The sequence below is a fragment of the Azospirillum fermentarium genome (genome assembly GCF_025961205.1).
Lineage (GTDB): Bacteria > Pseudomonadota > Alphaproteobacteria > Azospirillales > Azospirillaceae > Azospirillum > Azospirillum fermentarium.
Genome location: NZ_JAOQNH010000002.1, coordinates 1,124,417 through 1,146,208 on the forward strand (window position 1 = coordinate 1,124,417; position 21,792 = coordinate 1,146,208).

A 21,792-nucleotide genomic window follows, 5' to 3' on the forward strand; every position below is an offset into this window, starting at 1 on the left:
ACGGATCGGGGGTGACCGGGCGGGGATGGATCCCCCGCCCGGTCCCGTTTTCAGCCCTTGCCCTGCAACCGTTCCGACCGGCGGCGCAGCCATTCCAGGGTGGACAGCAGGAACACCGACAGCAGGGTCAGGATCACGGCCACCGCGGTGATGGTCGGGCTGATGTTCTCGCGGATGCCGCTGAACATCTCGCGCGGCAGGGTGCGCTGCTCCGGCCCGGCCATGAACAGCACGATCACCACCTCGTCGAAGGACGTGGCGAAGGCGAACAGCGCCCCCGACGCCATGCCCGGCAGGATCAGCGGCAGGATGACCTTGCGGAACACCAGGAGCGGCGGAGCCCCCAGCGACGCCGCCGCACGGGCCAGATTCATGTCGAAGCTTTGCAGCGTGGCGCTGACCGTGATGACCACGAACGGAGTGGCGAGTGCGGTGTGGGCCAGGATCAGTCCGGCGTAGTTCCCCGTCAGCCCCAAAGGCGCAAAGAAGAAATACAGGCCGACCGCGGCGATCACCACCGGCACCACCATGGGCGACAGCACCACCGCCAGCACCAGCGGCTTGAACGTGCTTTTCCACTGGGCCAGCCCCAGGGCGGCCAGCGTGCCGAGCGTCATGGACAGAAACGTGGCCGACACCCCGATGATCATGCTGTTCTTCAGCGCCAGCATCCATTTGGGGGAGGCCAGGAAATCCTCGTACCACCGCAGCGACAGCCCCGGCAGCGGGTAGGTCAGATAGGTGGACGAGCTGAACGACAGCGGCACGATGGCCAGGATCGGCGCCATCAGGAAGAAGAACACCAGTCCGGCGCCGACGACGGTGGCGGTCCAGCCGATGCGCTGGCTGGCGGTGCGGGGGGCGTGAGAGTCGCTCAATTCTTCAGTCCTCCCGTGTTCTGCTGGCCGTGGACCAGCTTGCCGTAGACCATCGCCAGCAGCAGCGTCGCCACCAGCAGCACCGCCCCCAGGGCCGAGGCCAGGCCCCAGTTGACCGTATCCGTGGTGTAGAACGCGATGAAATAGCTGATCATCTGGTCGGCGGCCCCGCCCACCAGGGCTGGCGTGATGTAGTAGCCGATGGCCAGGATGAACACCAACAGGCACCCCGCTCCCATGCCCGGCAGCGTCTGGGGCAGGTAGATCCGCACGAAGGCCACCGCCGGCGGCGCCCCCAGCGACGTGGCCGCCCGCATATAGGCCGGGGAGATCGACCGCATCACGCTGTAGAGCGGCAGGATCATGAACGGCAGCAGCACGTGGGTCATGGCGATGAACACGCCGACCCGGTTGTAGATCAGCCGCAGCGGCGCGTCGATCAGCCCGACCCAGCGCAGCAGGTCGTTGATCAGCCCCTCGCCCTGCAACAGCACGATCCAGGCGCAGGTGCGCACCAGAAGCGAGGTCCAGAACGGCAGCAGCACGAAGATCATCAGCAGGTTCGACTGCCCCGCCGGCAGGCTGGCCAGCAGGTACGCCACCGGAAAGCCCAGGATCAAGCACAGCGCCGTGACGCCGAGGCCGATGCCGAAGGTGCGCCCGAACACGTCCACATAGATGGCCTGTTCCTCCGGCGCACGGACGATCGAGCCTTCCATGTTGCGCTTCAGGTCGAGCGCCCCCAGCAGGTAGAAGTCGGAGACCGGCCCCGACGCCCCCTTGATGGCGGTCCAGGTGATGCGCTCGCCCCACGCCGGGTCCATGGCGATCAGCGTCTCGCGCGCCGTGCCGGGGGCCGGCAGGTCGTGGATCCGGCGCGCCGTGCCCATCACCGTGGTGCGCAGCCCGTTGGAGACGTAGTTGAGACGCTTGGCCACCCCGGCGATGGAGCGGTCCTGATAGCTCTGCCGCAGGTCGGCGGCCAGGGCTGCGAAAGCCGGTTCGCCCGGCACGTCCTTGCCGTCCCAGCCGGACAATGCTGCGACGGTGCGGGGCATGGCCTGCCCCACCTCGGGATCTTCCACACTGCGCCACAGCATCCCGCCGATGGGGATGAGGAAGGTGAACAGCAGGAAGGCCAGCAGCGGCAGCACCAGCGCCAACGCGCGGAACTGGCGCGCCCGCTCGGCCCGGCGAAGCCGGCGCTTCAACGGAATGTCGCCTGCGGCGACAACGGCGACCATGACGGCCTCCCTTTCAAAGTCGGCAATTCCCCTCTCCCCCATGGGGAGAGGCCGGGGGGAGGGCCGGTCCGGCGCTGAAACGCCCCGCCCCTTCCCCAGCGCTCATCGGCGCGCCCCCTCTCCCCCCGAAGAGGAGGGGGGTAGCATCACACCCTTACTTGGCCGCCCACTTGTTGAAGCGTTCGGTCAGGCGGTCGAGGTTTTCCAGCCAGAAGGCGGTGTTGATCTCGATCGCGTTGGCCATGTTGGCCTCCGCCGTCGGCAGGTCGGCCAGGACGTCCGGCTTCACATGCTTGGGCGCGTCCTTGGCCGAGGTGCCGTAGGCGATGTTTTCCGACAGCTTGGCCTGGATCTCCGGCTTGCCGACGTAGTTCAGGAACTTGTAGGAGGCTTCGGTGTTGGGGCTGCCCTTCAGGATGACCCAGCTGTCGATGGTGAACAGCGCGCCGTTCCACACCATGCCGAAGTTCTTCTTTTCCTTCTTGTTGGCGGCGTCGATGCGGCCGTTGTAGACCGAGGTCATCGCCACTTCGCCCGACGCCAGCAGCTGGGGCGGCTGGGCGCCGGCCTTCCACCACACGATGTCGTTCTTGATGCTGTCCAGCTTCTTGAAGGCGCGTTCCACACCGGCGTCGGTGCCCAGTTCCTTATAGACGTCCTTGGGCGCCACGCCGTCGGCCATCAGGGCGATTTCCAGCGTAGTCTTCGGGCCCTGGCGCAGGCCGCGCTTGCCCGGATAGGTCTTGGTGTCGAAGAAATCGGCCCAGCCCTTGGGCGCGCTCTTCAGCTTGTCCTTGTCGTAGCCGAGCACGAAGTCGTACACGATGGCGCCGACGCCGCAGGAATTGACGGTGGCCGGCAGGTACTGCGCCTCGCCGCCGATCTTGGCGAAGTCGAGCGGCTGGAACAGCCCCTCTTCACAGCCCAGCGCCAGCTCCTCGCTTTCCACCTGCACCACGTCCCAGGTGGCGTTGCCGCCCTGGACCTTGGCGCGCAGGACGCCGATGCCGCCGTCCCACGATTCGTCGTTCATGGCGGTGCCGGTGGCCTTGAACGGCTCGAAATAGACCTGCTTCTGCACGTCCTGGTACGCGCCGCCCCACGACACCACCGTCAGGTCACGCGCATTCGCCGCCGCCGACAGGGCCGCCACCGCGGTCAGGGTGGCCATAAAACCCGCTGCCTTGCCCATGATGCTCATTGTCCCTGAACCCCTTATGTCCGTTGAGGTTGTTTTATGAAGTGAAGACGTGCGGCGGTTCACACCGCGTCCAGCGCCCTACAGTCCTCGGGCCGGAAGGTGACGGTCACCGCCTGCCCGTGGCTCAGACCCACGTGCCCGCCGGCGGGCAGCTTGACCATGAATTCGGAATTGCCCGCCACCTCCAGCACCGCCAGAGCGTGGTCGCCCAGATAGATGGTTTCCAGCAGCACCGCGGGCAGCCGGTTCGGCCCCTCGCCGCCGTCGGCCGGGGCCAGCGACACCCGTTCGGGGCGGATCGACAGGGTGGTGCGGCGCCCCGCACCGGCCACGTTGGCCGCCAGCGCCACCACCGATCCGCCGCCGTCCAGCCGCACGGTGCAGAACCCCTGTTCAAGATTTTCGACAACACCGCTCAACGCGTTGTTTTCACCGATGAAATTGGCGACGAAGCTGTTGACCGGCCGCTCATAGAGCGCATCGGGGCTGTCGATCTGCTGGATGATGCCGTCGTTGAACACCGCGATGCGGTCGGACATGGTGAGCGCCTCCCCCTGGTCATGGGTGACGTAGACCACGGTGATGCCCGTCGTCTCGTGGATGCGCTTGATCTCGAGCTGCATATGCTCGCGCAGCCGCTTGTCGAGCGCGCCCAGGGGTTCGTCCATCAGCACGAGCTGGGGGTTGAACACCAGCGCGCGGGCCAGCGCCACGCGCTGCTGCTGCCCGCCGGAAAGCTGGCCCGGACGGCGGTTGCGCAGGGGCTGGAGCTTGATCATCTCCAGCGCCCGGTCCACCCGCTGGCCGATCTCCGCCTTGGACATCTTGCGCACGCTCAAGGGGAACGCCAGGTTCTCCGCCACCGTCATGTGGGGGAACAGGGCGTAGTTCTGGAACACCATGCCGATGTCGCGCTTGTGCGGGGGCATGTTCTTGATGGGGCGCCCGTCGAGGTAGATTTCCCCGTGGGTCGGCACCTCGAACCCCGCCAGCATCATCAGCGTGGTGGTCTTGCCCGAGCCCGACGGCCCCAGCAGCGTGACGAATTCCCCCTTGGCAATGTCGAGATCCAGACTTTTCACGACGAGGTGCTCGCCGTCATAGGTTTTCTGGACTCCCTGGAACCGCACCAGGGCCTGCGCCGTGACCGTCATGCCGCCGTCCATGTGCCGAGCCACCCTCTTTCCCGTAATGTCGGACCGGCCTTGCGCAACCCTGTCAGTCATGCGCTGCGCGCCGGGCCGGTATCGCGGAACAGACGGTAGCTGTGTTTAAGAAAATAGACAAGCCCGTTTGAACGCTTTGTAGCCACTTTCCATCGATGCCGAATTCTTGTGCACTGCAAACAGGGATTTTGCCTGTTTCCGCCTCATCGCGCCGCCCGGGGCGCTGCATCTGCGAAGGGTTGGCCGGGCTGGGCGTAGAGGTAGCTGTCGAAACTGTTTTCGGCGACGCGGAACCACATCTGTTCCTCCTCCCGGAATCGGCCCCAGGCGCGGTAGATGGTGCGGAACCGCGTATCCGACTCCGCCCGCTCCTCGTACAGCGCAAAGGCGGCGCTGTAGGCCGCATCCATCACCGCGGGCGGAAAGGGCTTCAGCACCACGCCGGCCCCCACGAGCTGGCGCAACGCGATGGCGTTGAGGGAATCGTACTTGGCCAGCATCCAGGCCCCGGTTTCGGCACACGCCTGTTCCAGAATAACCCGATAGGACGGGGGCAGCGCGTCCCACAGCGGGCGGTGGACCATCAGCGACGCCTGCGCCGCCCCCTCCCACCAGCCGGGATAGTAATAATAGGAGGCACCACGGTGGAGGCCGAGGCGCTGGTCGTCGTAAGGGCCGGACCATTCCGCCGCATCCAGCGTGCCGGCGGCCAGGGCATCGGCCAGCGCATCACCGGGCAGCGACCGCACCGACACCCCCAGCCGCTCCATCACGGACGCCCCCAGACCGGCGATGCGCATGGTCAGACCGCGCAGATCATCCGGCCGGTTGACGGCCCGGCGGAACCACCCGCCCATCTGCGCCCCGGTGTTGCCGGCGGGAAAGGCCACGATGCCGTGATCGGCAAAGACCGTGCCCATCAGCCCCGCCCCGCCGCCGTGCATCATCCACGCCGCGTGCTGGCGGGCGTTGAGACCGAAAGGAATGCCGGTGTCGAAACACAGGACCGGATCACGCTCCGCGGCCAGGGCGGCGGCGGTCAGCCCGCACTCCACCGTGCCGGCGGACACGGCACCGAACACGCCCAGGGCCGGTACCAGTTCGCCCGCGGCGTGGACCTGGATGTCGAAGGCGCCATCGGTCGCGCCCCGCACGCGGGCGGCGATTCGTTCGGCGGCGCCATGGATGGAATCCAGGGTTTTCGGGTAGCTGGAGGCCAGCCGCCAGCGCACCGCCGGCCCGGCCTTCGCCGGTCCCGGACCCGTCATCGCGGCCGCACCGGCCACCCCGGCAGCCGCGGCCGTTTTCCCCCCCACCGTCAGGAAATCGCGCCGTTTCACGCCGGCTTTCTCCTGTCCGTCTTGCTGTCGGGACCAGTTTACACGCTGGAAACGTCTGTCGCGCAAGGGGTTTAACCGATGAGCACGCGCGGCTTTTGCTTGACCCCGGCGTGCGGATGGTCCATGCGACACATCGTCCCCGTCCTGTCACCGCCGCCATCATGCACGATACACGCCTTTTGATTGACGTCCTGTTCCTGCTGTTGGCCGCGGTGGTGGTGGTGCCGGTGTTCCAGAAGCTGCGCATCCCCGCGGTTCTGGGCTACCTCGCCGCCGGCATCATGCTGGGGCCGCATACGCCGGGGCCGGTGGTGGACCGCACCATTCCCGACATTCTGGCGGAATTCGGCGTGGTGTTCCTGCTGTTCGCCATCGGGCTGGAATTGCCGCTGTCGCGGCTTCAGGCCATGCGGCGGTTCATGTTCGGGCTGGGGCTGTTCCAGGTGGTGGGAACCACCGCCGTGCTGGGGCTGGCGGCCTATGGGCTGGGGCTGCGGCCGGAATCGGCGCTGGTGGTCGGGGGGGCTCTGGCCTTCTCCTCCACCGCCACCGTGCTGAAGATGCTGGTGGAACGGGGGGAGACGGTGGCGCGTTTCGGACGCGTGTCGGTGGCGGTGCTGATCTTTCAGGATCTGGCGGTGGTGCCGCTGCTGACGCTGCTGCCGCTGCTGGCATCGCCCGAAACCAGCATCGTCCAGGCGCTGGCCCTGGCACTGGCCAAGGGTGTCGCCGCCATCGGCGTCATCATGCTGCTGGGCCGGTTCGTGGTGCGCCCGGTCTATGAATATGTGGCGGCATCCCGCCACCCCGAGGTGTTCACCGCCATGAACCTGCTGCTGGTGCTGGCGGTGGGGTGGGTGACGCTGGAAGCGGGCATGTCCATGGCGCTGGGGGCGTTCCTGGCCGGGCTGCTGCTGGCCGACACCGCGTTCCGCCATCAGGTGGAAGCCGACATCGAACCGTTCCGCGGCCTGCTGCTGGGCCTGTTCTTCATGACCGTCGGCATGGCGCTGGACCTGCCCTTCATGCTGACCCACGCGCCGCAGATCCTGCTGGTCACCGCCGGGCTGCTGCTGGGCAAGAGCACGCTGCTGTTCGCGCTGTGCCGGCTGTCGGGGCTGGGCACGGCCACGTCGCTGCGGGTGGGGCTCTTGCTGTCGCAAGGGGGCGAATTCGCCTTCGTCCTGATCGGCAAGGCGGTGGGGCTGTCGGTGCTGACCGGGGAGACGGGGCAGATCCTGACCTCGGTCGTGGCGCTGTCCATGGCGGTGACCCCGGCCATCGGCGCGCTGGCCCACCGCGGGGCGTCGGCCATCGAACGCCGCTGGGGGGCCGAGGCATTCGGCATCGAGACCAGCGACATCAAGGGCCATGTGCTGATCGCCGGCTATGGCCGCGTGGGCCGGGCCGTGGCCCGCGTGCTGACCCGCCAGGGCATCCCCTTCATCGCCCTGGATCTGGAACCGCAGCGGGTCTCATCCTCGCGCGCGGCCGGGCTGCCGGTCTATTACGGCGATGCCAGCCACGGGGGCGTGCTGCGGGCCGCCGGCATCGAGCGGGCACGGGTGGCGCTGGTCACCGTCAACCAGCCGGCGCTGGCGGTGCGGGCGGTGGAAAGCATCCGGCGGCAGGCCCCCGACCTGCCCATCGTGGTGCGCGCCCACGATCTGGGGCAGGTGGAGCGGCTGGAGCGGGCCGGGGCCACCGCCGTGGTGCCCGAAACCATCGAGGCCAGCCTGCAGATGGCCGGTCTGGTCATGCGCTCCACCGGCGTGCCGGTGGACATCGTGGACGAGACGCTGGACGCGCTGCGCCGCGACGGTTACGCCCCGCTGGCCGGGCCGAAATCCGTTTCGTCCGGGGACGACTGAACGCCGAACGCCGCCAGCGTGTGTTCGCGGGTGAAGGGGTGGCGCCTGGACTCCCACTCGGCCCGTGTCATCTCGAACAGGGTCACGTCGTGGAAGCGGCCGTATTTGAAGATATGCTCCCGCAGCACCCCGACCTCGCGGAACTTCAGCAGGCGCTGGATATGGATCACGCCATCGTTGCCGGCCAGAAAGCTGTTGACGATCTTGTTCATTCCCAGCCCGTAGAAACAATAATCCAGGATGAACGTGCTGAGCAGCCCCGGCACCGTACCCCCGGCGCTGCGGTCACCGATGTACGATCCCGATGAACAGCGCCGGTTCACCCGGTCGATGTCGGAATAGGACAGATAACCGATGGGCTGCCCCGCGTGCTCGATCACGAAATGGCAGAAATCCGCCCGCCCGGCAGCGGCGGCCAGCCATTCCCTCTGCCGCTCCTCGTCGGGATTCTCGATATCCGTATACATGAACCGGGTGATGACCGGATCGGTGCGCCAGCGCAGCAGCAGACCGGCATCGTCCAGGGTGGGGGGGCGGAAACGGAAGGGCATGGGATGCTGTCTCCTCACACCGCCAGATAGCCGCCGTCCACCGGCAGCGTCACGCCGGTGATCCACCGGCTGCCCGGTCCCAGCAGAAAGGCAATGGCGTTCGCCACATCCTCCGGCTTGCCGAAGCCCATGGGGTGGGCGTTGCGCACGGCGGCGAACTGGTCGTCGGTGATGGTGGTGCGGAAACGGTCCATCATCTCGGTCTCCACCAGGGCGGGGGCGACGCAGTTGACGCGGATCCCGTCGCGCAACAGCTCCATGGCCAGCGCCCGCCCGGCGGCCACCAGCCCGCCCTTGCTGGCGGCATAGGCCACGTTGCCCGGCTGTCCGATCAGCGCCGCCACCGAGGCGACGAAGACCACCGAGGCGTCAGGCCCATGGCATCCCTTCTGCCGCAGCCCGCGGGCCAGGGACAAGGCGCTCAGCAGGTTCACGTGCATGGTCTGGTCGAAGAAGGCGCGGTCCACCGACCGCACCGGCTTTCCCACCTGCACGCCCGCGCAATGGGCCAGCCCGTCGAACGGGCCGCCGTCCGCGGCCTGGACCTTGATCCAGGCGGGGATGGCGTCGGTGTCGGACAGGTCGAAGGGGGCGGCCCGGTGTCCCTCCCCCGCCAGTGCTGCGGCGGTGTCGGCCAGACGCCCGGCGTTGCGGGCCGTCACCGTCACCCGCGCCCCCAGCCCCGCCGCCGCCACCGCCACCGCCCGCCCGATGCCGGTGGAGGCCCCGGTCACCAGAATGTGACGGCCCGACAGGGAAAACGGGGTGGAACCGGGCATGGGCGGGATCCTTGCAAGCAGCCGGGCGAAATGCCCTCAAGGCGATAGCGCCCCCCGCCCGCCCCGTCAAGGCGGCGGGGGCAGGGCAATCGCACAGAGGACTTTATCGTCCCGATAAGGATTATCGCCATGCCCGCGAAAGCGGGAAGCCAGGTGCTGAGCCGCGGCAACGGCGACGTGAGTCTCTTGGTTCTCAAAGTGCTGAGCGTGGAGAGACCGTCTGAATCCCAGCCTTTGCTGGGATGATGATAAACCTAAATAGGATCATATGCTGCATCTGCGGCTGCCCTGCGGGGAGGAGAGGGCTTCTTAACCTGACAGCATTGCCATGGACGTACGGCAAAAAAGTGTGTTTTTGGGTTTTGCGCAGCCGATTGCCTGCATATCCATTGCATGGATGCATCTTTTTGAATTTTGCCAGCGAAATCAACTTTCAGATAAAGAAAGAACCGGCCATGAGCATTTTAGGTTCGCTCTGCGACATCGCCCTGGCCCCGGTCAGGGCCAGGAACAGCATGATCGACCAGATATTTTACGATATCGGTTCCTTGAGCAGCGCGGAAAGACTGCACCTGCATGAATTGAACAACAGCGATGGGCATATTTTCTGCGAAGGGCACATCATCCTTGTTTCCCCCACAGGGCCGGGGCAGGGAATCCGCCATTTTGCTTCCGTCGGCGCTTTCTTGCAGGGCACGGATAACAGCTTTGCCGCCATCGCCGTGGCCGGGGTGGGAAGCTCCATTCTCGGCACGGCGGCCCTGGCGCGCAACGTCGCCGATGCGCTGGGCGCGCCCGTAGCCGGGATCGTGTCCGGCTATGGCATGGCCGATCTGATGGCGGAGGCGCTGGGCGGCTGGTTCCTGTTCGGCGCCATCGACCGGCACAGGCCGCTCAACGGTCTGGTGCACCTGATCCCGGCACAGCGGGACATCATCGCCCTGTCCGCCCTCTTGGATGCGGCCCCGCCCGGCCTGCGCTGGGTGGTGGGGCACAGCAAGGGCAGCCTGGTCATCGATTGCGCCCTTGAACGCTATGCCCATGCCCACCCCACCGGCTCCCCGCTCTACGATCAGGTGACGGTGGTGACCCTGGGCGCGGTGGTGAACACGCCCCCGGCCTTTACCCGCGTGGTCCAGGTCATCGGCGGCGACGACGCGCTGGGCCGCGCCAATTCCTTCCGCCCGGCGGCGCGGTGTACGATTCCGGGCAAGCGGCACAGCCTCAACCCCCGCGTTCCCGGCCATATGGACGCCAAAGGGATCATCAGCCGGATCGAGGACGGCCTTATCCCCATCGGACCGCCGGTCCCGGCCCCCAGCCTCAGTCCGCTGGCCGCCTAGCCCATCCGCCCGGTGCCGGGATCGCCGTCCAGGGATTCCATGGTGCCGGGCAGCGGCACGGCGGCGGACAGGTTGCGCACGGTCAGCCCGTTGCGGACGCTGCGCACGCCATCGACCGCCGCCGCGATCTCCCCCGCCCGCTGGCGGGCCAGATGATCGTTGACCAGCCCGTCCAGGCCAACCACCCCGTCCTGCACGGTCAGGATGATGTCGCCCTCGTCCACGCAGGCATCATAGGCCAGCCGCTGGACGATGGCGCCGCGGATGGCCGCATCCCCCGGCACGCCCGGCTGGGCGAATGCCTGGGCCGCGCGCTGCCGCTCCTCCGCCCGCCAGCCGTCGCGCATGGCGCGGTCCTCGCCGGAGCTGTTGGCGACCTGGCCCAGACGTTCCCCTTCGCGCAGGATGCCCTTGTCCCGGTCCCAGTTTTTCAGATCCATGGCGCTGCCTCCATCCGCTGTGATCCTGTACGGAACAACAGGGCCGGACGGCGAAGGTTGGCCGGGGAAAAGGGGGAGGCCCCCCGCCCCCGGACACGCCGCGTCAAACCTCTTCCGTCACCGCGGAATCAGACGCCCCAGATCCAGGCTTTCGCTCAGGGCCAGCAGGATGCCGTGGGCGTGGGCCGAGCCGACGCGGAAGATGGCGTCGCTGCCCATGGCGGGCAGCTTGCTCTTTTGCAGCGCCTGCTGGGCGGCGTCGCGGGACGACACCCGCACCACCACGCCGGCCAGCCGCGGCACCGGCAGGTCCAGCAGCGGGTCGTCGCCCCACGTCCAGCGCAGGGAATCGGGGGTGGCGACCACGACGGGTGCGGTGCCGGTGGTGACCACGCGGGCGGATCCGTGGGCCGACGGCTCGGTCCCGAACAGCCGGCCATAGGCACCGGCCACATCATCCACATCCGCCGCGGTGACGATCACCGCCGCCAGCCCCTGGGCGGTGTTCTCGTGGGTCTGCGCCTCCCCCTGCCACAGGGCGTCGCGCCCGTGCCGCTGGATCACCAGCGCCGTGGCACCGGGAACGGCGCTGGCCGCCACCGGCGTCACCGACAGGCGCACGTCCTGGTCCCCGCCCACCACGGCGGAATCCACCACGTCGCCCCCCGACAGCCCGGCAGATGTCAGAGCCACCCACGCCGCCCGCGCGTCGTCGGCCTTCAGCCCCAGGAACGCGGCCCCCTCGCGTTCCCTCAGCAGGTCGGCAGCGGGGGCGGTGAAGGGGTGCGCGCCCTCCAGCGCCAGCAGGTCCAGGGAATCGCCGTCGGCGAACCGGGCGCTGTGCCCCGCGGTCTGCAACGCCGCGCTCCGCCCCAGGGTGCCCATGGAAAAGCCCAGCCGGGTGAAGGTTTCCCGCGCCTTTTCCACATCGCGCACCGCGACCGCCAGATGGCCGATACCGTTGATGCCGTAAGCCCCCATCTCTTCCTCGTGTCTGGACGCCCCCAAAACGGCGGCGATGGTGGAGCAGCGCGCGGCAGAGAGCAAGCGCGTCAACGCACCTCGACGCCCACGGAATCGCTTCGCCCGTCCGCATCGACCACGGTGATGCGGGCGAACCCCGGTCCGTCGGGCCGCCACGGCACGTCGCGGGCCACCGGGGTGGTGGCGATGCGCCGCCCGTCCACCAGCCACGTCAGCGGCCGCCGGCCCCCCGATGCGCTGAGAATCACCGGCTCGTCCTCCCCCATCCGCTCCACGGTGGCGGCATCCAGGGGGAAGATCAGGCGCGGCGGATCGGCGGCCAGCGCGGGCGGCCCCCCATCGCCGCCGCCCAGCCGGCGCAGCAGTGCCGGCGCCTGCGCCATGCCGGCCAGGGCCGCCCCCCCCGGCTCCGGCGGCAGCCGGTCGAACACGCGGAACAGGATGGGGGCGGCGGTGTTGCGCCCGTAATGTCCCGGGACGGGTGTCCCATCGGGCCGCCCGGTCCACACCCCCACCGTATAGCGCCCCGACACCCCGAAGGCCCAGGCGTCGCGGAAGCCGAAGCTGGTCCCGGTCTTCAGCGCCACCGGGCGGCGGCGCCGCACCTCCTGCGCCTGCACCACCCCGGCGGGGGGAGCCGCCCCTTCCAGGATGCGCAGCACCTGTGCCGCCGCGGCGGGGGCCATCAGGGAGACGCCCTCGGCCCTGGGCGCATCGGCCAGGGCGCGCAAGGGAGCCACCCGCCCGCCGTTGGCCAACCCGGCGTAGAGGGCGGCCATGTCCCACAGGTCCACCGCCGCCCCGCCCAGCGCCAGCGGCAGCCCCGGCACCTCCACCCCGCGCGGCAGGGTCAGGCGCACGCCCGACCGTTCCAAGGCGGCGGCGAAGCGCACCGGCCCCACCCGGTCCAGCACCGCCACCGCCGGCACGTTGAGGGACCGTTGCAAGGCCTCGCGGATGGTCAGGTCGCCGTCGAAATCGCGGTCGAAATTGCGCGGGGCATAGTCGCCGAAGCGGGTGGAGACGTCGGCCACCAGGGTTTCCGGGTGGATCAGCCCGTCGTTGAACCCCAGCCCGTAGATAAAGGGCTTCAGCGCCGACCCCGGCGAGCGGCGGGCGTGCAGCAGATCGACCCAGCCCTGCCGGCGGTCGTCCAGCGGGTCCGGCCCGCCCACCGCCGCCAGCACCGCGCGGCTGGCGTTGTCCACCACCACGATGGCCAGCCCGGCCTGTTCGTGCAGGCCCGCGGCCTCGGCCCGCGCCAGATCCTGCACCGCGCGCTGCAGCGGCCCGTCGAGGGTGGTGCGCAGCACCCGTTCCCCCGGATGGGTGCGCACCAGCCGTTCGGCCAGATGGGCGGCATCCATCAGCGCCGGTTCGCGGGCGGTGGGAATGGGCTCTCCGTTCCCTTCCCGCACCTGGGCCCCGGTCAGCACGCCGGCTTCCAGCGCCCGGTCCAGCACCTTGGCGCGGGCGGCCCGCGCGCGCTCGGGGAAACGGTCGGGGCGCAGCGCCGTGGGCGATTGCGGCAGGGCCACCAGCAAGGCCGCCTCCCCCACCGTCAGTTCCTGCGGCTCCTTGGCGAAATAGGCACGGGTGGCCGCCCGCACCCCCTCCAGATTGCCGCCATAGGGGGCAAGCGTCAGGTAGAAGGACAGGATGGCGTCCTTGCCGAACCGCGCCTCCAACTGGGCGGCGCGGGCCATGTCGCGGAGCTTGCCGGTCAGGCTGCGCGGGTGCGGCTCCAACAGACGGGCCACCTGCATGGTCAGGGTGGACGCCCCCGACACCACCCGGCCCGAGGCTGCGTTCTGCCCCGCCGCCCGCAGCAGCGCCAGCGGATCGACGCCGGCATGATCCCAAAACCGCCGGTCTTCATAGGCCAGCAGCAGGCGGACGAACAGCGGGTCCACCGGGCCGTGCTCCGCCACCGGCAGCCGCCACGCCCCCTCCCCGTTCAGGAACACGCGCAGGGGCCGCCCGTCGCGGTCCACCACCGCGGGCGACAGGTCGGCCAGCCGCGACAGGTCGGGCGGGAACAGCCGGTCGAGCGCCACCGCCGCCAGCCCCAGCCCGGCCAGCACCAGGGCCAGCCCCGCCGTCCACCGCCGGATGCGGCGCCCCATGACGCCCGCTCCCCGGATCAGGGCGGCGGCAGGACGGTGATGCGGCCCACCGCCTGCCGGGCGAAGAAGCGGGGCTTGTACATGTCCTCCACCTGCGCGCCGGGCAGTTCATAGTTCCCCGGCGTGACGGCCCGCACCAGATAGGCCAGCTTGAAGCGGGTCTGATCCTCGGTCAGATCGACGGCGGCGACATAGCGGTCGTCGCGCGCCTCCACCGACAAGGGCGTGGTCATGTCGGTCAGCCACGGCATGTCGTCGGTGCCCGCGGCCCCCAGGTGGGAGTTCTCGATCTCCCACCCCGCCGGCAGCGGGTGGACGACGATGGCCTGATGGTCCAGGCCGGTGTTCGCCTCCCCCTCCAGAACGATGACGAACACGTCGTTCTGGCGAAGCTGGTCGAGGTTCAGCGGCTCGCCGCTGCGGGTGAAGAAGTTGCGCTTGATGCGCAGCCCCTCCCGCGCCGCCGGGCGCGGTTCCGCCGGGATGCCCGACAGGGACACCGCCTGCCACACCGCCTCGGATCCTGCGTTGGCGACGCGCACCCCCTGGGCCAGGGCCTCGGGCGGCGGAGCGATGATGACCGGATCGCCCTTCCCCGCCCCGCCAGCACCACCAACGGCACCGGTGACGGTCAGGCGCAGGGGCGCCTTGCCGCGCATCAGCGCGTCGGCGGCCATGACGATCCACGCCTGTTCCTGGGTGCTGGTCTGCCTGGCCGTGGTTTCCGACGCCGGCAGCCGGTCCACCAGCGTCTGCAACCGGTTGCCCAGCATCTGCACCTCGCCCATCACCGCCACCAGGGCGGCGGCGTCGCGCACGGTGCTGCCGTAATCCACCCACCAGGGCTTGCGGGTCAACTGCGACACGGCAGAGGCAAAGGCGCTTTCCGCCCGCCCCTTGTCGCCCAGCCGGGCCAGCGCCGCCCCCACCTGCCCCTTGGACAGCGGCGTGGGCATCTGGTCGAGGAAGGCATCGTGCAGATAGCGCGCCGGCCCCGGCACCGACACCCCGCCCAGCGCCAGCACGTGCAGGGCATAGGCGCGGGACGCCAGATCCGCCGGTTCCCGCCCGCCGTCCACCAGATGGCGGCGCAGCCAGTCCATGCCGTTGCGCAACGGCTGGTCCGGCACCGGATAGCCGCCGTTGCGCGCCCGGACCAGGAATTCCATGGCATAGGCGGTCAGCCACGCATCGGTATCCCCCACCGCACTCCACAGGCCGAACGACCCGTCGTAGCGCTGGCGGTCCAGCACCCGCGACACCGCCTGTCCCACCCGGCCCTCAAGCCCGGTGTCGCCCTTGTCCGAACGGCCCAGCGCCGATTCCACGTCGCGCACCACCAGGAGCGGCAGGGCACGGCTGATGGTCTGCTCGGTGCAGCCGAAGGGGTAGCGGTCCAGCGCCTGGAGGATCCCCGCCAGATCGAAGGGCGGTGCGGCGCTGAACGTGGCCGCCACCCGCCCGGTCCCCGGCAGGAAGCCGGCCAGCGTGGCGGCGGTCAGGTCCGCCGACGCGCCAGGGGCAAGCTGCTGCGTCACGAACTGCGTTTCCACCGGGCGGGAGGGCCGGACGGTGATGCCGTACGCGTGGCGCACCGCGAAGCCCCCCGGCCCGGCCACCTCCAGCGCCACCGAGCCGATGCCCGCCTGCACCCCGCGGAAGGGCAGGTACAAGGTGCGGCGCTCCCCGGCCGGCAGATCCACGGTCTGGATGCCGTTGTCCACCGCCACCGCCCCGCCGCCGGTCACCGCCACGCGGTAGGACCCCGCCGCCGCCTCCACATTGTGGAGCGAGACGGTCAGTTGGCTGGCATCGCCGGGGGCGAGGAAGCGGGGCATCACCGCGTCGGCCACCAGCGGGTCGCGCACGGTCAGCCTGGCCGAGGCCGATCCCAGCCGCCCCTTGCCGAAGGCCACCGCCATCAGCCGCAGTTCACCGTTGAAATCGGGAATGTCGAACCGGACCCGCGCCATCCCGTCCGGCCCCACCGTCACCGGCCCCTTGAACAGCGACACCACGGTGAAGGGCACCACCGGCAGCGCCGCCCCGCTGGAATCGCCGCCCTGGCGCAACGCCCCGAACGGCCCGTCCAGCATCTCCAGCAGCCGCCCGTAATCGTCGCGCAGGTCCAGCCCCAGCAGGCGCTTGCCGAAATAATGGCGGCCCGGATCGGGGGATTGGAAATCGGTGAGCTGCAGGATCCCCTCGTCCACCGCAGCCAGGGTGACCCAGGCGTCCTCGGCCCGTCCGCCGCCGGCGGGGGCGACGTTCAGGGCCAGCTCCACGGGCTGGCGCGGACGCGCCACCTTGGGCGGGTCGGCGAAGGCCACGTCCAGCCGGCGCACCGCCGGGTCGATGCCCAGCCACGCCACACCGATGGCGCGCACCGGCTGCCGCTCCTTCCCCTTCACCGGGGGGCGGTAGGCGGTGGCGATGACATAGGCGCCCGGCCCCCAGGCGGCATCGACGGGAATGTCCACCGTGCCGCCGGTGGCCGGCACCGACAGGGTTTTCACCCCCCACACGCGGTCGGTGGCGATGGTGACCAGCACCTCCCCCGCGAACGGCGGGGTCAGCTTCAGCCGCGCCGTCTCGCCCGGCGTGTAGGCCGGCTTGTCGGCGATCAGTTCCAGCGTGTCGGGCGTGTCGCCGGTGCCCGGCCCCATCACCCACCCCGACGAGAACCGCAGGGACGAGGCGACACCGGTGGCGGAATCCGCCACCTCCAGCCGGTAGCGGCCCACCGGGCGCTTGCCCGCCGCGATCACCGCCGGGCCGGCGGTGCCGAGGTCCGTCTTGCCCGACGCCGCCGGGCTGTCGCGGGTGAAGGCGCGGTAGGTGTAGCGCCCGTCCTTCATGTACCACTGATAGGTCGTGCGCTCCTCCACCAGCGACCAGGACAGGCCGGGCTTGGCCAGCGGGGTGCCGTCGGGGGCGACCGCGATCACCTCGAACGACGCCTCTTCCTCCTCGCCCAGCCGCCCGCCGTCGAAGCGCGGGCGGATGCCGACGGCGTAGGCCTTGGTCCGCACGGGGAAGCTCACCGACTGGCGCGTCGGGCGCCCGCCCGGCTCCGACACCGCCACCCGCACCTCGGCGCGCAGGGGCCGGGTGGTGTCGGGCAGCGGCGGCAGCGTCACCTCAACCGCCGCCTGCCCCTGGGCGTCGGTGCCGTCGAAGGTCAGCGGCTCCACCTTGGGCTCGAACCGTTCCTGCACCAGACCGAAACGGTATCCGCGGTGCTGGGGATAGGGGTTGGGGTCGGGCTGCAGCGACACCTCCGCCGTGCCGGGCAGGCCGGCGGCGGGCGGGCCATAGAGGAAGCGGCCCTTCACCAGCACCTGGAACGGCTTGCCCACCTCCATGATGGGGGCGGAGGGGGTAAGGTCCACCGCCAGCCGTTCCGGCACGAAATCATCCACCTGGAAGGTGGCGCTGCCCACCGCCGCCCCCTTGGGGTCGGTGAAGGCCTGGACGGTCCAGCCGCCCAGGGGGGCAGTGCGGCTGAGCGCCAGCGGCAGCACATAGCTGCCCCCCGGCCCCGGTATCGGCGTACCCGCCCAATATTCCGTGCCGCTGGGGCGCAGCACCTTGACCGTCAGGGGGAAGCCCTCCACCGCCTCCGTCCGGGCATCGCGCAGCAGGGTGGTGATGTTGACCGTCTCCCCCTGCCGGTAGACGCCGCGGTCGGTGTAGAGGAAGGCGTCCATCGGCCCCGGCTGGGGCCGCCCGCCGACGCCGCGGTCGGACAGGTCGAAGGCGGCGGTGCTCAGATCCAGGGCGGCGAAATCCGCCCCGGCATAGGCCATCACCGAAATCGGCGTGTTGCCGCCGCCCCCCCGCGCCAGCCCGGCGGGAAAGCTGGCCCGCCCGTCGGCGTCGGTGGTGATGCGGCCCAGTTCGTTGTTGTTGCGGGCGACCAGCGCCACATCCACCCCCGCCATGGGCTTGGCGGTGCCGAAGGAACGGGCGAAGACGGTGATGCCGTCCGCCCCGCGGTAGGCGGTCAGCCCGATGTCGGACACCAGCAGCCATTGGGTGGCGCGGACATAGGGGACCGCCTCCTGCGCCACGTCCACCGGCTCGGCCATCACGGCGTAGAATCCGGGCTTGGGCTCGGGCACCGCCTGACGGAAGGGCAGCAGGGTGGTGATCTCGCGGTTCCGCTCCCCGGTGGTGGTCAGGCGCCCTTCCCACACCTTCTCGCCCCAGTCGTCGCCGACATCCTCGGCGGCGTATTCGTTCAGCGGCTCCAGAATCCGGTTGCGGATGTTGGGAGCGACATTGCGGTCGTTGACGCGGAAGACGGTGACCTTCACCTGTTCCAGGTTGACGGTCACCACCGGCACCCCCTCGTTCCCCGTGCGGGGCAGGATGAAGCCCGGCCCGCGGAACGCCACCGCCGCCGCCCGGTCGGGCACGCGCACGGTGTGGGTCTCGTCGGCCTTCAGCACCAGCCCGTCGGCGCCGGGCAGGCCCTGGCGCAGGGTGACGGCATAGCTGGTGCCGTGGGCAAGTCCGGTCACGCACAGGCTGTTCCCGCGGGCGTCAACCGCGCCCTTGACCGCCGGCTCCACCCGCACGAAATCGGCGAACCGCACCTCCTTGCGCTCCGACAGGGGATCGGCGAAGCGGAAGCAGGCGCGCGGCGGCGTGGTTTCCGCATCCGCCGCCACCGAGGCCAGCGTCAGCCCGATGCGGGCGCGCAGCCCGGCGATGCGCGCCTCCAGCCCCGGCGCCCGGCCTTGCAGGATTTCCGGCGTCAGGTCGGGGATCTCGCGGAGGGTGCGCAGGGCGCGCAGCGCCTCCGCCGGGTTGTTGAACACGCTGTCGAACAGATCGGCCAGCCGCCACAGGGCCGCCGCCTGGATCTCCGGCGAGCCGTTCTGGTAGGCGAGGAAGGCCGCTTGCAGCGCGTGGTCGCGGCTGGGCTTGGGATGGGCCATCCACGCATCGCTCAGCGCCAGCCACGCCGGCCCCTCCTCCGCCCCCAGGGCGATGGCCTGCTCATAGGCGGCGATGGCGGCGGGAATGTCCTTTTTCGCCAGGGCCGCCTGCGCCCGTTTGGTGGCGTCGGCCCGCTGGGCGGCGGTGGACTGGGGAGGGGCCTTGGCCCGGATGGGGTTGGCATAGGCCGCGGCGTCGCTGCCCAGGCCGGGTGGCGCGTAGTCCGCCCGCCCCGGTGCGGCCACGGCCAGCATTCCCAGCATCAGACACAGGCAGAACCACACGCGGACCAGCAGACGGCGGGACATGCTGCACCCCCCATTCGGGCAAACCACGCCCCACGGCACGGGACGCGGGCGGGATCATAGCGAAGTTCGCGCTTTGTCCCAAGCCAGCCGAACGGCAGATGGCCGGAAGATCATCCATAAGACGGGGGTGGAGACGGCAACGGCGGCCCCCGGTTGTCCGGGGTGCCGCCGCGTCTCTGCCGGGTGTCCGGGACCGTCGTGCGGCCCTGTACCGGACACCCCCTCTCCCTGACCGCCCTTGCCGGGCCATTGCGGTCCTGCTGTCCGCGCCACCGGGGCGGTCAACGGGCCGGGCCAACTGCGCCGAATTAAAATTACCTTTTCTCCAATCCACAAATGGATATTCTGCATCCTTCCCATAAGGTCAATTTATATGAGCGCCCTCTTGGATAGCGACCGCGGCGGCCATCATCTGGACTGGAACCTTCTGCGCACCTTTTTGGTGATCGTGGAGGAAGGGGGCGTGACCCGCGCGGCCTCCCGCCTCGGATTGACGCAACCGGCGGTGAGTCAGGCGCTCAAACGGCTCGAAGACCAGTTGGGATGCCCGTTGATCGAGCGGGGCCAGGGGCGGTTCACCATCACCCGTGCCGGCACGCTCATCCATGAAGAGGTCCGCGACATTTTCGGGACCATCGCGCGGTTCGGCCTGCTGGTCCACGATGCGCCGGAGCAGGAGGCGGTGTCGGGCACCGTGCGGCTGCTGCTGGTCAGCCGGATCGAGGCGGCGATTCTCGACGCCGTTCTGCAACGCTTCAACGCGCTGTTCCCCGCCGCCGACCTGCGAATCGACGTGATGGCCAGCGCCGACATCCACGCGGCCCTCCAGCAAAAGGCGGCGTGCTGCGGCATCGGCCTGCTGCGCGGCGAGCCGGCGCATCTGGAACACCGGCTGTTCACCCGCCAGACCTTCCGCTTCTACTGCGGCCCCCGCCACCGGCTGTTCGGACGTTCGGGGCTGGAGCCGGCGGACCTGAAGGGGGAAACCTGGGTGTCGTTCACCAGCGACCAGATCGACGGGATCATGGCGCCGCTGGCCGTGTTCCGCGTGCAGGAGGGGCTGGACACCCGCATCGCCGGCGCCTCCTCCAACATGGACGAGGTGCGGCGGATGATCGTCGCGGGCCTGGGCATCGGTCCGCTGCCCATGCACGCCGCCGCCCGCGAGGTGGCCGAGGGCCGGCTGTGGCCCCTGCCCCCGGAAGAAGGGGTGTGCCCCATGAACCTGCACCTGCTGTGGAACCCCGCCGCCCGGCTGAACCGGGCGGAGCGGGCGTTCCTGGCCGTGGTCAACGATGCGCTGGAGACGGTGCCATCCGAACGCCGTTTCGATCCCGCCGCGTGCGCGGCGTGGATCCGCGATGCCGGACCGGCGCCCAAGGTGTGATGCTCCCCTTACGGCGTGATGCCCTTTATGGCGTCATGATCGGCAGCACGGCGGCACCCAGGACGCGGGCGAGGTCGGCGGGCTTCAGCGCGATCTGCAGGCCCCGGCGCCCACCGTTGACCACCATCTCGTCCAACGCCGCGGCGCTTTCGTCGATGAAGGTGGGCAGGCGGCGTTTCTGGCCCAGCGGGCTGATGCCGCCCACCAGATAGCCCGACGAGCGTTCCGCCGCCGCCGGGTCGGCCAGATCGGCTTTTTTCCCCTTGGCCGCCGCGGCCAGCGCCTTCAGGTCCAGGCGGGCGGCCACGGGGATGACGGCGCACACCAGCGCCTTGCCGTCCACCTGCGCCACCAGCGTCTTGTAGACCATGGCCGGGTCCAGCCCCAGCGCGTCCGCCGCCGCCAGCCCGATGGCGTCGGCGTTGGGGTCGTAGTCGTATTCAAGCAGACGGAACGCAATCCCCGCCGCCTTGGCCGCGCTGACCGCCGGTGTCCCCTTCGCCGCCATTCCCCGTTCCTTCCTTCTCCACCACCCCGCGGCGCTGCAGCCACAGGGCCGCCAGCCAGCAGATGGCCGACCATGCCGCCCCCACGCACCAGCCGGCCAGCACGTCGGTCGGCCAGTGCACCCCCAGATAGACCCGGCTGCACCCCACCAGGACGGTCAGCAGCACCGCCGACAGCAGGATGTACGCCTTGACCCGCCGCCGCGGCTGCACCCGCGCCATCAGCGCGCCCAGCGTCAGAAAGGCCACCGCCGACAGCATGGCGTGCCCGCTGGGGAAGCTGGCGGTATAGACCACATCGCCGTGGGGCACCAGATCCGGACGGGGGCGGCCGAAGCCCATCTTCAGCAGCGTGGACAGGATCATGCCGCCGCCCACCGACACCAGCACCATCACCGCCGCGGCCCGCTTGGCCGTCAGCGCCAGATACCCCACCGCCGCCAGCACCAGCAGCGTCAGGTTGACCGTGCTGCCGAGCGCCGTGATATCGCGGGCGGCGTTCTCCAGCCACCCCGGCCCGATGGGATCGGACACGTCGGCGGGGTTGCGCAGCAGCAACAGCAGGGAACGGTCGAAGGCGGTGATCTCCCCCTCCAGCACCGCCCCCGCCAGTTCGACGAAGCCCAGCAGCAACGCCGCCACCACCAGAACCGTCAGCAGAACCGGAAGTTCATGGCGGCCGATGCGCGCCAGCAGAGCTTCGATCGTGCTCCTCATCCAC

The 21,792-nt window shown here is 69.9% G+C and carries 17 protein-coding genes; 3 read left to right on the forward strand and 14 right to left on the reverse strand.

The genetic code is table 11. The annotated features are described in order from the left end of the window. Positions 1-50 precede the first annotated feature (50 nt). The 5 genes from M2352_RS19910 to dctP form a co-directional block, all read right to left on the reverse strand. The gene (locus M2352_RS19910; protein ID WP_264666245.1) at positions 51-878 is read right to left on the reverse strand and encodes an ABC transporter permease; all 828 of its coding nucleotides are present in this window, start codon (positions 876-878) and stop codon (positions 51-53) included. Next, positions 875-2,122 carry an ABC transporter permease gene (locus tag M2352_RS19915; RefSeq protein WP_264666246.1) on the reverse strand — a complete coding sequence of 416 codons (1,248 nt, stop codon included), beginning with the start codon at positions 2,120-2,122 and terminating at the stop codon, positions 875-877. The genes M2352_RS19910 and M2352_RS19915 overlap by 4 nt, the downstream gene beginning before the upstream one ends. Positions 2,123-2,276: 154 nt before the next feature. After that, positions 2,277-3,293, reverse strand: a complete 1,017-nt coding sequence (locus M2352_RS19920) for an ABC transporter substrate-binding protein (RefSeq protein WP_406567294.1) — start codon at positions 3,291-3,293, stop codon at positions 2,277-2,279. Positions 3,294-3,382: 89 nt separating this feature from the next. After that, entirely contained in the window at positions 3,383-4,489 is a 1,107-nt protein-coding gene (locus M2352_RS19925; protein ID WP_264666248.1) for an ABC transporter ATP-binding protein, read from the reverse strand. A 203-nt stretch (positions 4,490-4,692) separates the two neighbouring features. After that, a complete protein-coding gene (gene dctP / locus M2352_RS19930) occupies positions 4,693-5,829 on the reverse strand; it encodes a TRAP transporter substrate-binding protein DctP (RefSeq protein WP_264666249.1) in 1,137 nt (378 codons plus the stop codon). A 179-nt stretch (positions 5,830-6,008) separates the two neighbouring features. On the opposite strand from dctP, the gene M2352_RS19935 reads away from it, so the two are divergent. Next, positions 6,009-7,700, forward strand: coding sequence for a monovalent cation:proton antiporter-2 (CPA2) family protein (locus M2352_RS19935; protein ID WP_319802054.1), 1,692 nt, complete (start codon positions 6,009-6,011; stop codon positions 7,698-7,700). Here the strand turns inward: M2352_RS19935 and M2352_RS19940 are convergent. The 3 genes from M2352_RS19940 to M2352_RS19950 all read right to left on the reverse strand — a co-directional run bounded on the left by M2352_RS19940 (position 7,652) and on the right by M2352_RS19950 (position 9,695). Beyond that, a complete protein-coding gene (locus M2352_RS19940) occupies positions 7,652-8,251 on the reverse strand; it encodes a GNAT family N-acetyltransferase (protein ID WP_264666251.1) in 600 nt (199 codons plus the stop codon). The genes M2352_RS19935 and M2352_RS19940 overlap by 49 nt on opposite strands. A gap of 14 nt (positions 8,252-8,265) precedes the next feature. Next, positions 8,266-9,030 (reverse strand): SDR family NAD(P)-dependent oxidoreductase, encoded by a 765-nt coding sequence (locus M2352_RS19945; protein ID WP_264666252.1) that lies wholly within the window; start codon positions 9,028-9,030, stop codon positions 8,266-8,268. 464 nt (positions 9,031-9,494) lie between these two features. Further along, complete coding sequence (locus M2352_RS19950) at positions 9,495-9,695, reverse strand: hypothetical protein (RefSeq protein WP_264666253.1); 201 nt, start codon at positions 9,693-9,695, stop codon at positions 9,495-9,497. Between the two features lie 21 nt (positions 9,696-9,716). Here M2352_RS19950 and M2352_RS19955 point away from each other — a divergent pair, with 21 nt between their 5' ends. Further along, the gene (locus tag M2352_RS19955) at positions 9,717-10,373 is read left to right on the forward strand and encodes a hypothetical protein (RefSeq protein WP_264666254.1); all 657 of its coding nucleotides are present in this window, start codon (positions 9,717-9,719) and stop codon (positions 10,371-10,373) included. On the opposite strand, the gene M2352_RS19960 is transcribed toward M2352_RS19955, so the two are convergent. The 4 genes from M2352_RS19960 to M2352_RS19975 form a co-directional block, all read right to left on the reverse strand. Beyond that, positions 10,370-10,813 carry a BON domain-containing protein gene (locus M2352_RS19960; protein WP_264666255.1) on the reverse strand — a complete coding sequence of 148 codons (444 nt, stop codon included), beginning with the start codon at positions 10,811-10,813 and terminating at the stop codon, positions 10,370-10,372. The two genes, M2352_RS19955 and M2352_RS19960, sit on opposite strands and share 4 nt — an antisense overlap. Positions 10,814-10,930: 117 nt before the next feature. Continuing rightward, positions 10,931-11,860 carry a VOC family protein gene (locus M2352_RS19965; RefSeq protein ID WP_264666256.1) on the reverse strand — a complete coding sequence of 310 codons (930 nt, stop codon included), beginning with the start codon at positions 11,858-11,860 and terminating at the stop codon, positions 10,931-10,933. A gap of 5 nt (positions 11,861-11,865) precedes the next feature. After that, a complete protein-coding gene (gene pbpC / locus M2352_RS19970) occupies positions 11,866-13,923 on the reverse strand; it encodes a penicillin-binding protein 1C (protein ID WP_264666257.1) in 2,058 nt (685 codons plus the stop codon). A 17-nt stretch (positions 13,924-13,940) separates the two neighbouring features. Continuing rightward, on the reverse strand, positions 13,941-19,178 hold the full coding sequence (locus M2352_RS19975; RefSeq protein ID WP_264666258.1) for an alpha-2-macroglobulin family protein: 5,238 nt from the start codon (positions 19,176-19,178) through the stop codon (positions 13,941-13,943). Positions 19,179-19,551: 373 nt separating this feature from the next. On the opposite strand from M2352_RS19975, the gene M2352_RS19980 reads away from it, so the two are divergent. Next, on the forward strand, positions 19,552-20,565 hold the full coding sequence (locus tag M2352_RS19980; RefSeq protein WP_264666259.1) for a LysR family transcriptional regulator: 1,014 nt from the start codon (positions 19,552-19,554) through the stop codon (positions 20,563-20,565). A gap of 25 nt (positions 20,566-20,590) precedes the next feature. Here the strand turns inward: M2352_RS19980 and ybaK are convergent, their stop codons facing one another. Continuing rightward, positions 20,591-21,073, reverse strand: coding sequence for a Cys-tRNA(Pro) deacylase (gene ybaK, locus M2352_RS19985; RefSeq protein WP_264666260.1), 483 nt, complete (start codon positions 21,071-21,073; stop codon positions 20,591-20,593). Further along, positions 21,006-21,788: a phosphatase PAP2 family protein gene (locus tag M2352_RS19990; protein ID WP_264666261.1), complete on the reverse strand. Its 783-nt coding sequence runs from the start codon at positions 21,786-21,788 to the stop codon at positions 21,006-21,008. Before M2352_RS19990 ends, ybaK begins: the two co-directional genes overlap by 68 nt. Between the last annotated feature and the right edge of the window lie 4 nt (positions 21,789-21,792).

Bases quoted from the DNA above. Each gene is read 5' to 3' on its own strand.
- M2352_RS19945 (WP_264666252.1), bottom strand. From the start codon at position 9,030: ATGCCCGGTTCCACCCCGTTTTCCCTGTCGGGCCGTCACATTCTGGTG.
- M2352_RS19920 (WP_406567294.1), bottom strand. From the start codon at position 3,293: ATGGCCACCCTGACCGCGGTGGCGGCCCTGTCGGCGGCGGCGAATGCG.
- M2352_RS19980 (WP_264666259.1), top strand. From the start codon at position 19,552: ATGAGCGCCCTCTTGGATAGCGACCGCGGCGGCCATCATCTGGACTGG.
- M2352_RS19960 (WP_264666255.1), bottom strand. From the start codon at position 10,813: ATGGATCTGAAAAACTGGGACCGGGACAAGGGCATCCTGCGCGAAGGG.
- pbpC (WP_264666257.1), bottom strand. From the start codon at position 13,923: ATGGGGCGCCGCATCCGGCGGTGGACGGCGGGGCTGGCCCTGGTGCTG.
- M2352_RS19925 (WP_264666248.1), bottom strand. From the start codon at position 4,489: ATGGACGGCGGCATGACGGTCACGGCGCAGGCCCTGGTGCGGTTCCAG.
- ybaK (WP_264666260.1), bottom strand. From the start codon at position 21,073: ATGGCGGCGAAGGGGACACCGGCGGTCAGCGCGGCCAAGGCGGCGGGG.
- M2352_RS19990 (WP_264666261.1), bottom strand. From the start codon at position 21,788: ATGAGGAGCACGATCGAAGCTCTGCTGGCGCGCATCGGCCGCCATGAA.
- M2352_RS19940 (WP_264666251.1), bottom strand. From the start codon at position 8,251: ATGCCCTTCCGTTTCCGCCCCCCCACCCTGGACGATGCCGGTCTGCTG.
- M2352_RS19915 (WP_264666246.1), bottom strand. From the start codon at position 2,122: ATGGTCGCCGTTGTCGCCGCAGGCGACATTCCGTTGAAGCGCCGGCTT.
- M2352_RS19975 (WP_264666258.1), bottom strand. From the start codon at position 19,178: ATGTCCCGCCGTCTGCTGGTCCGCGTGTGGTTCTGCCTGTGTCTGATG.
- M2352_RS19950 (WP_264666253.1), bottom strand. From the start codon at position 9,695: ATGGCGGATTCCCTGCCCCGGCCCTGTGGGGGAAACAAGGATGATGTG.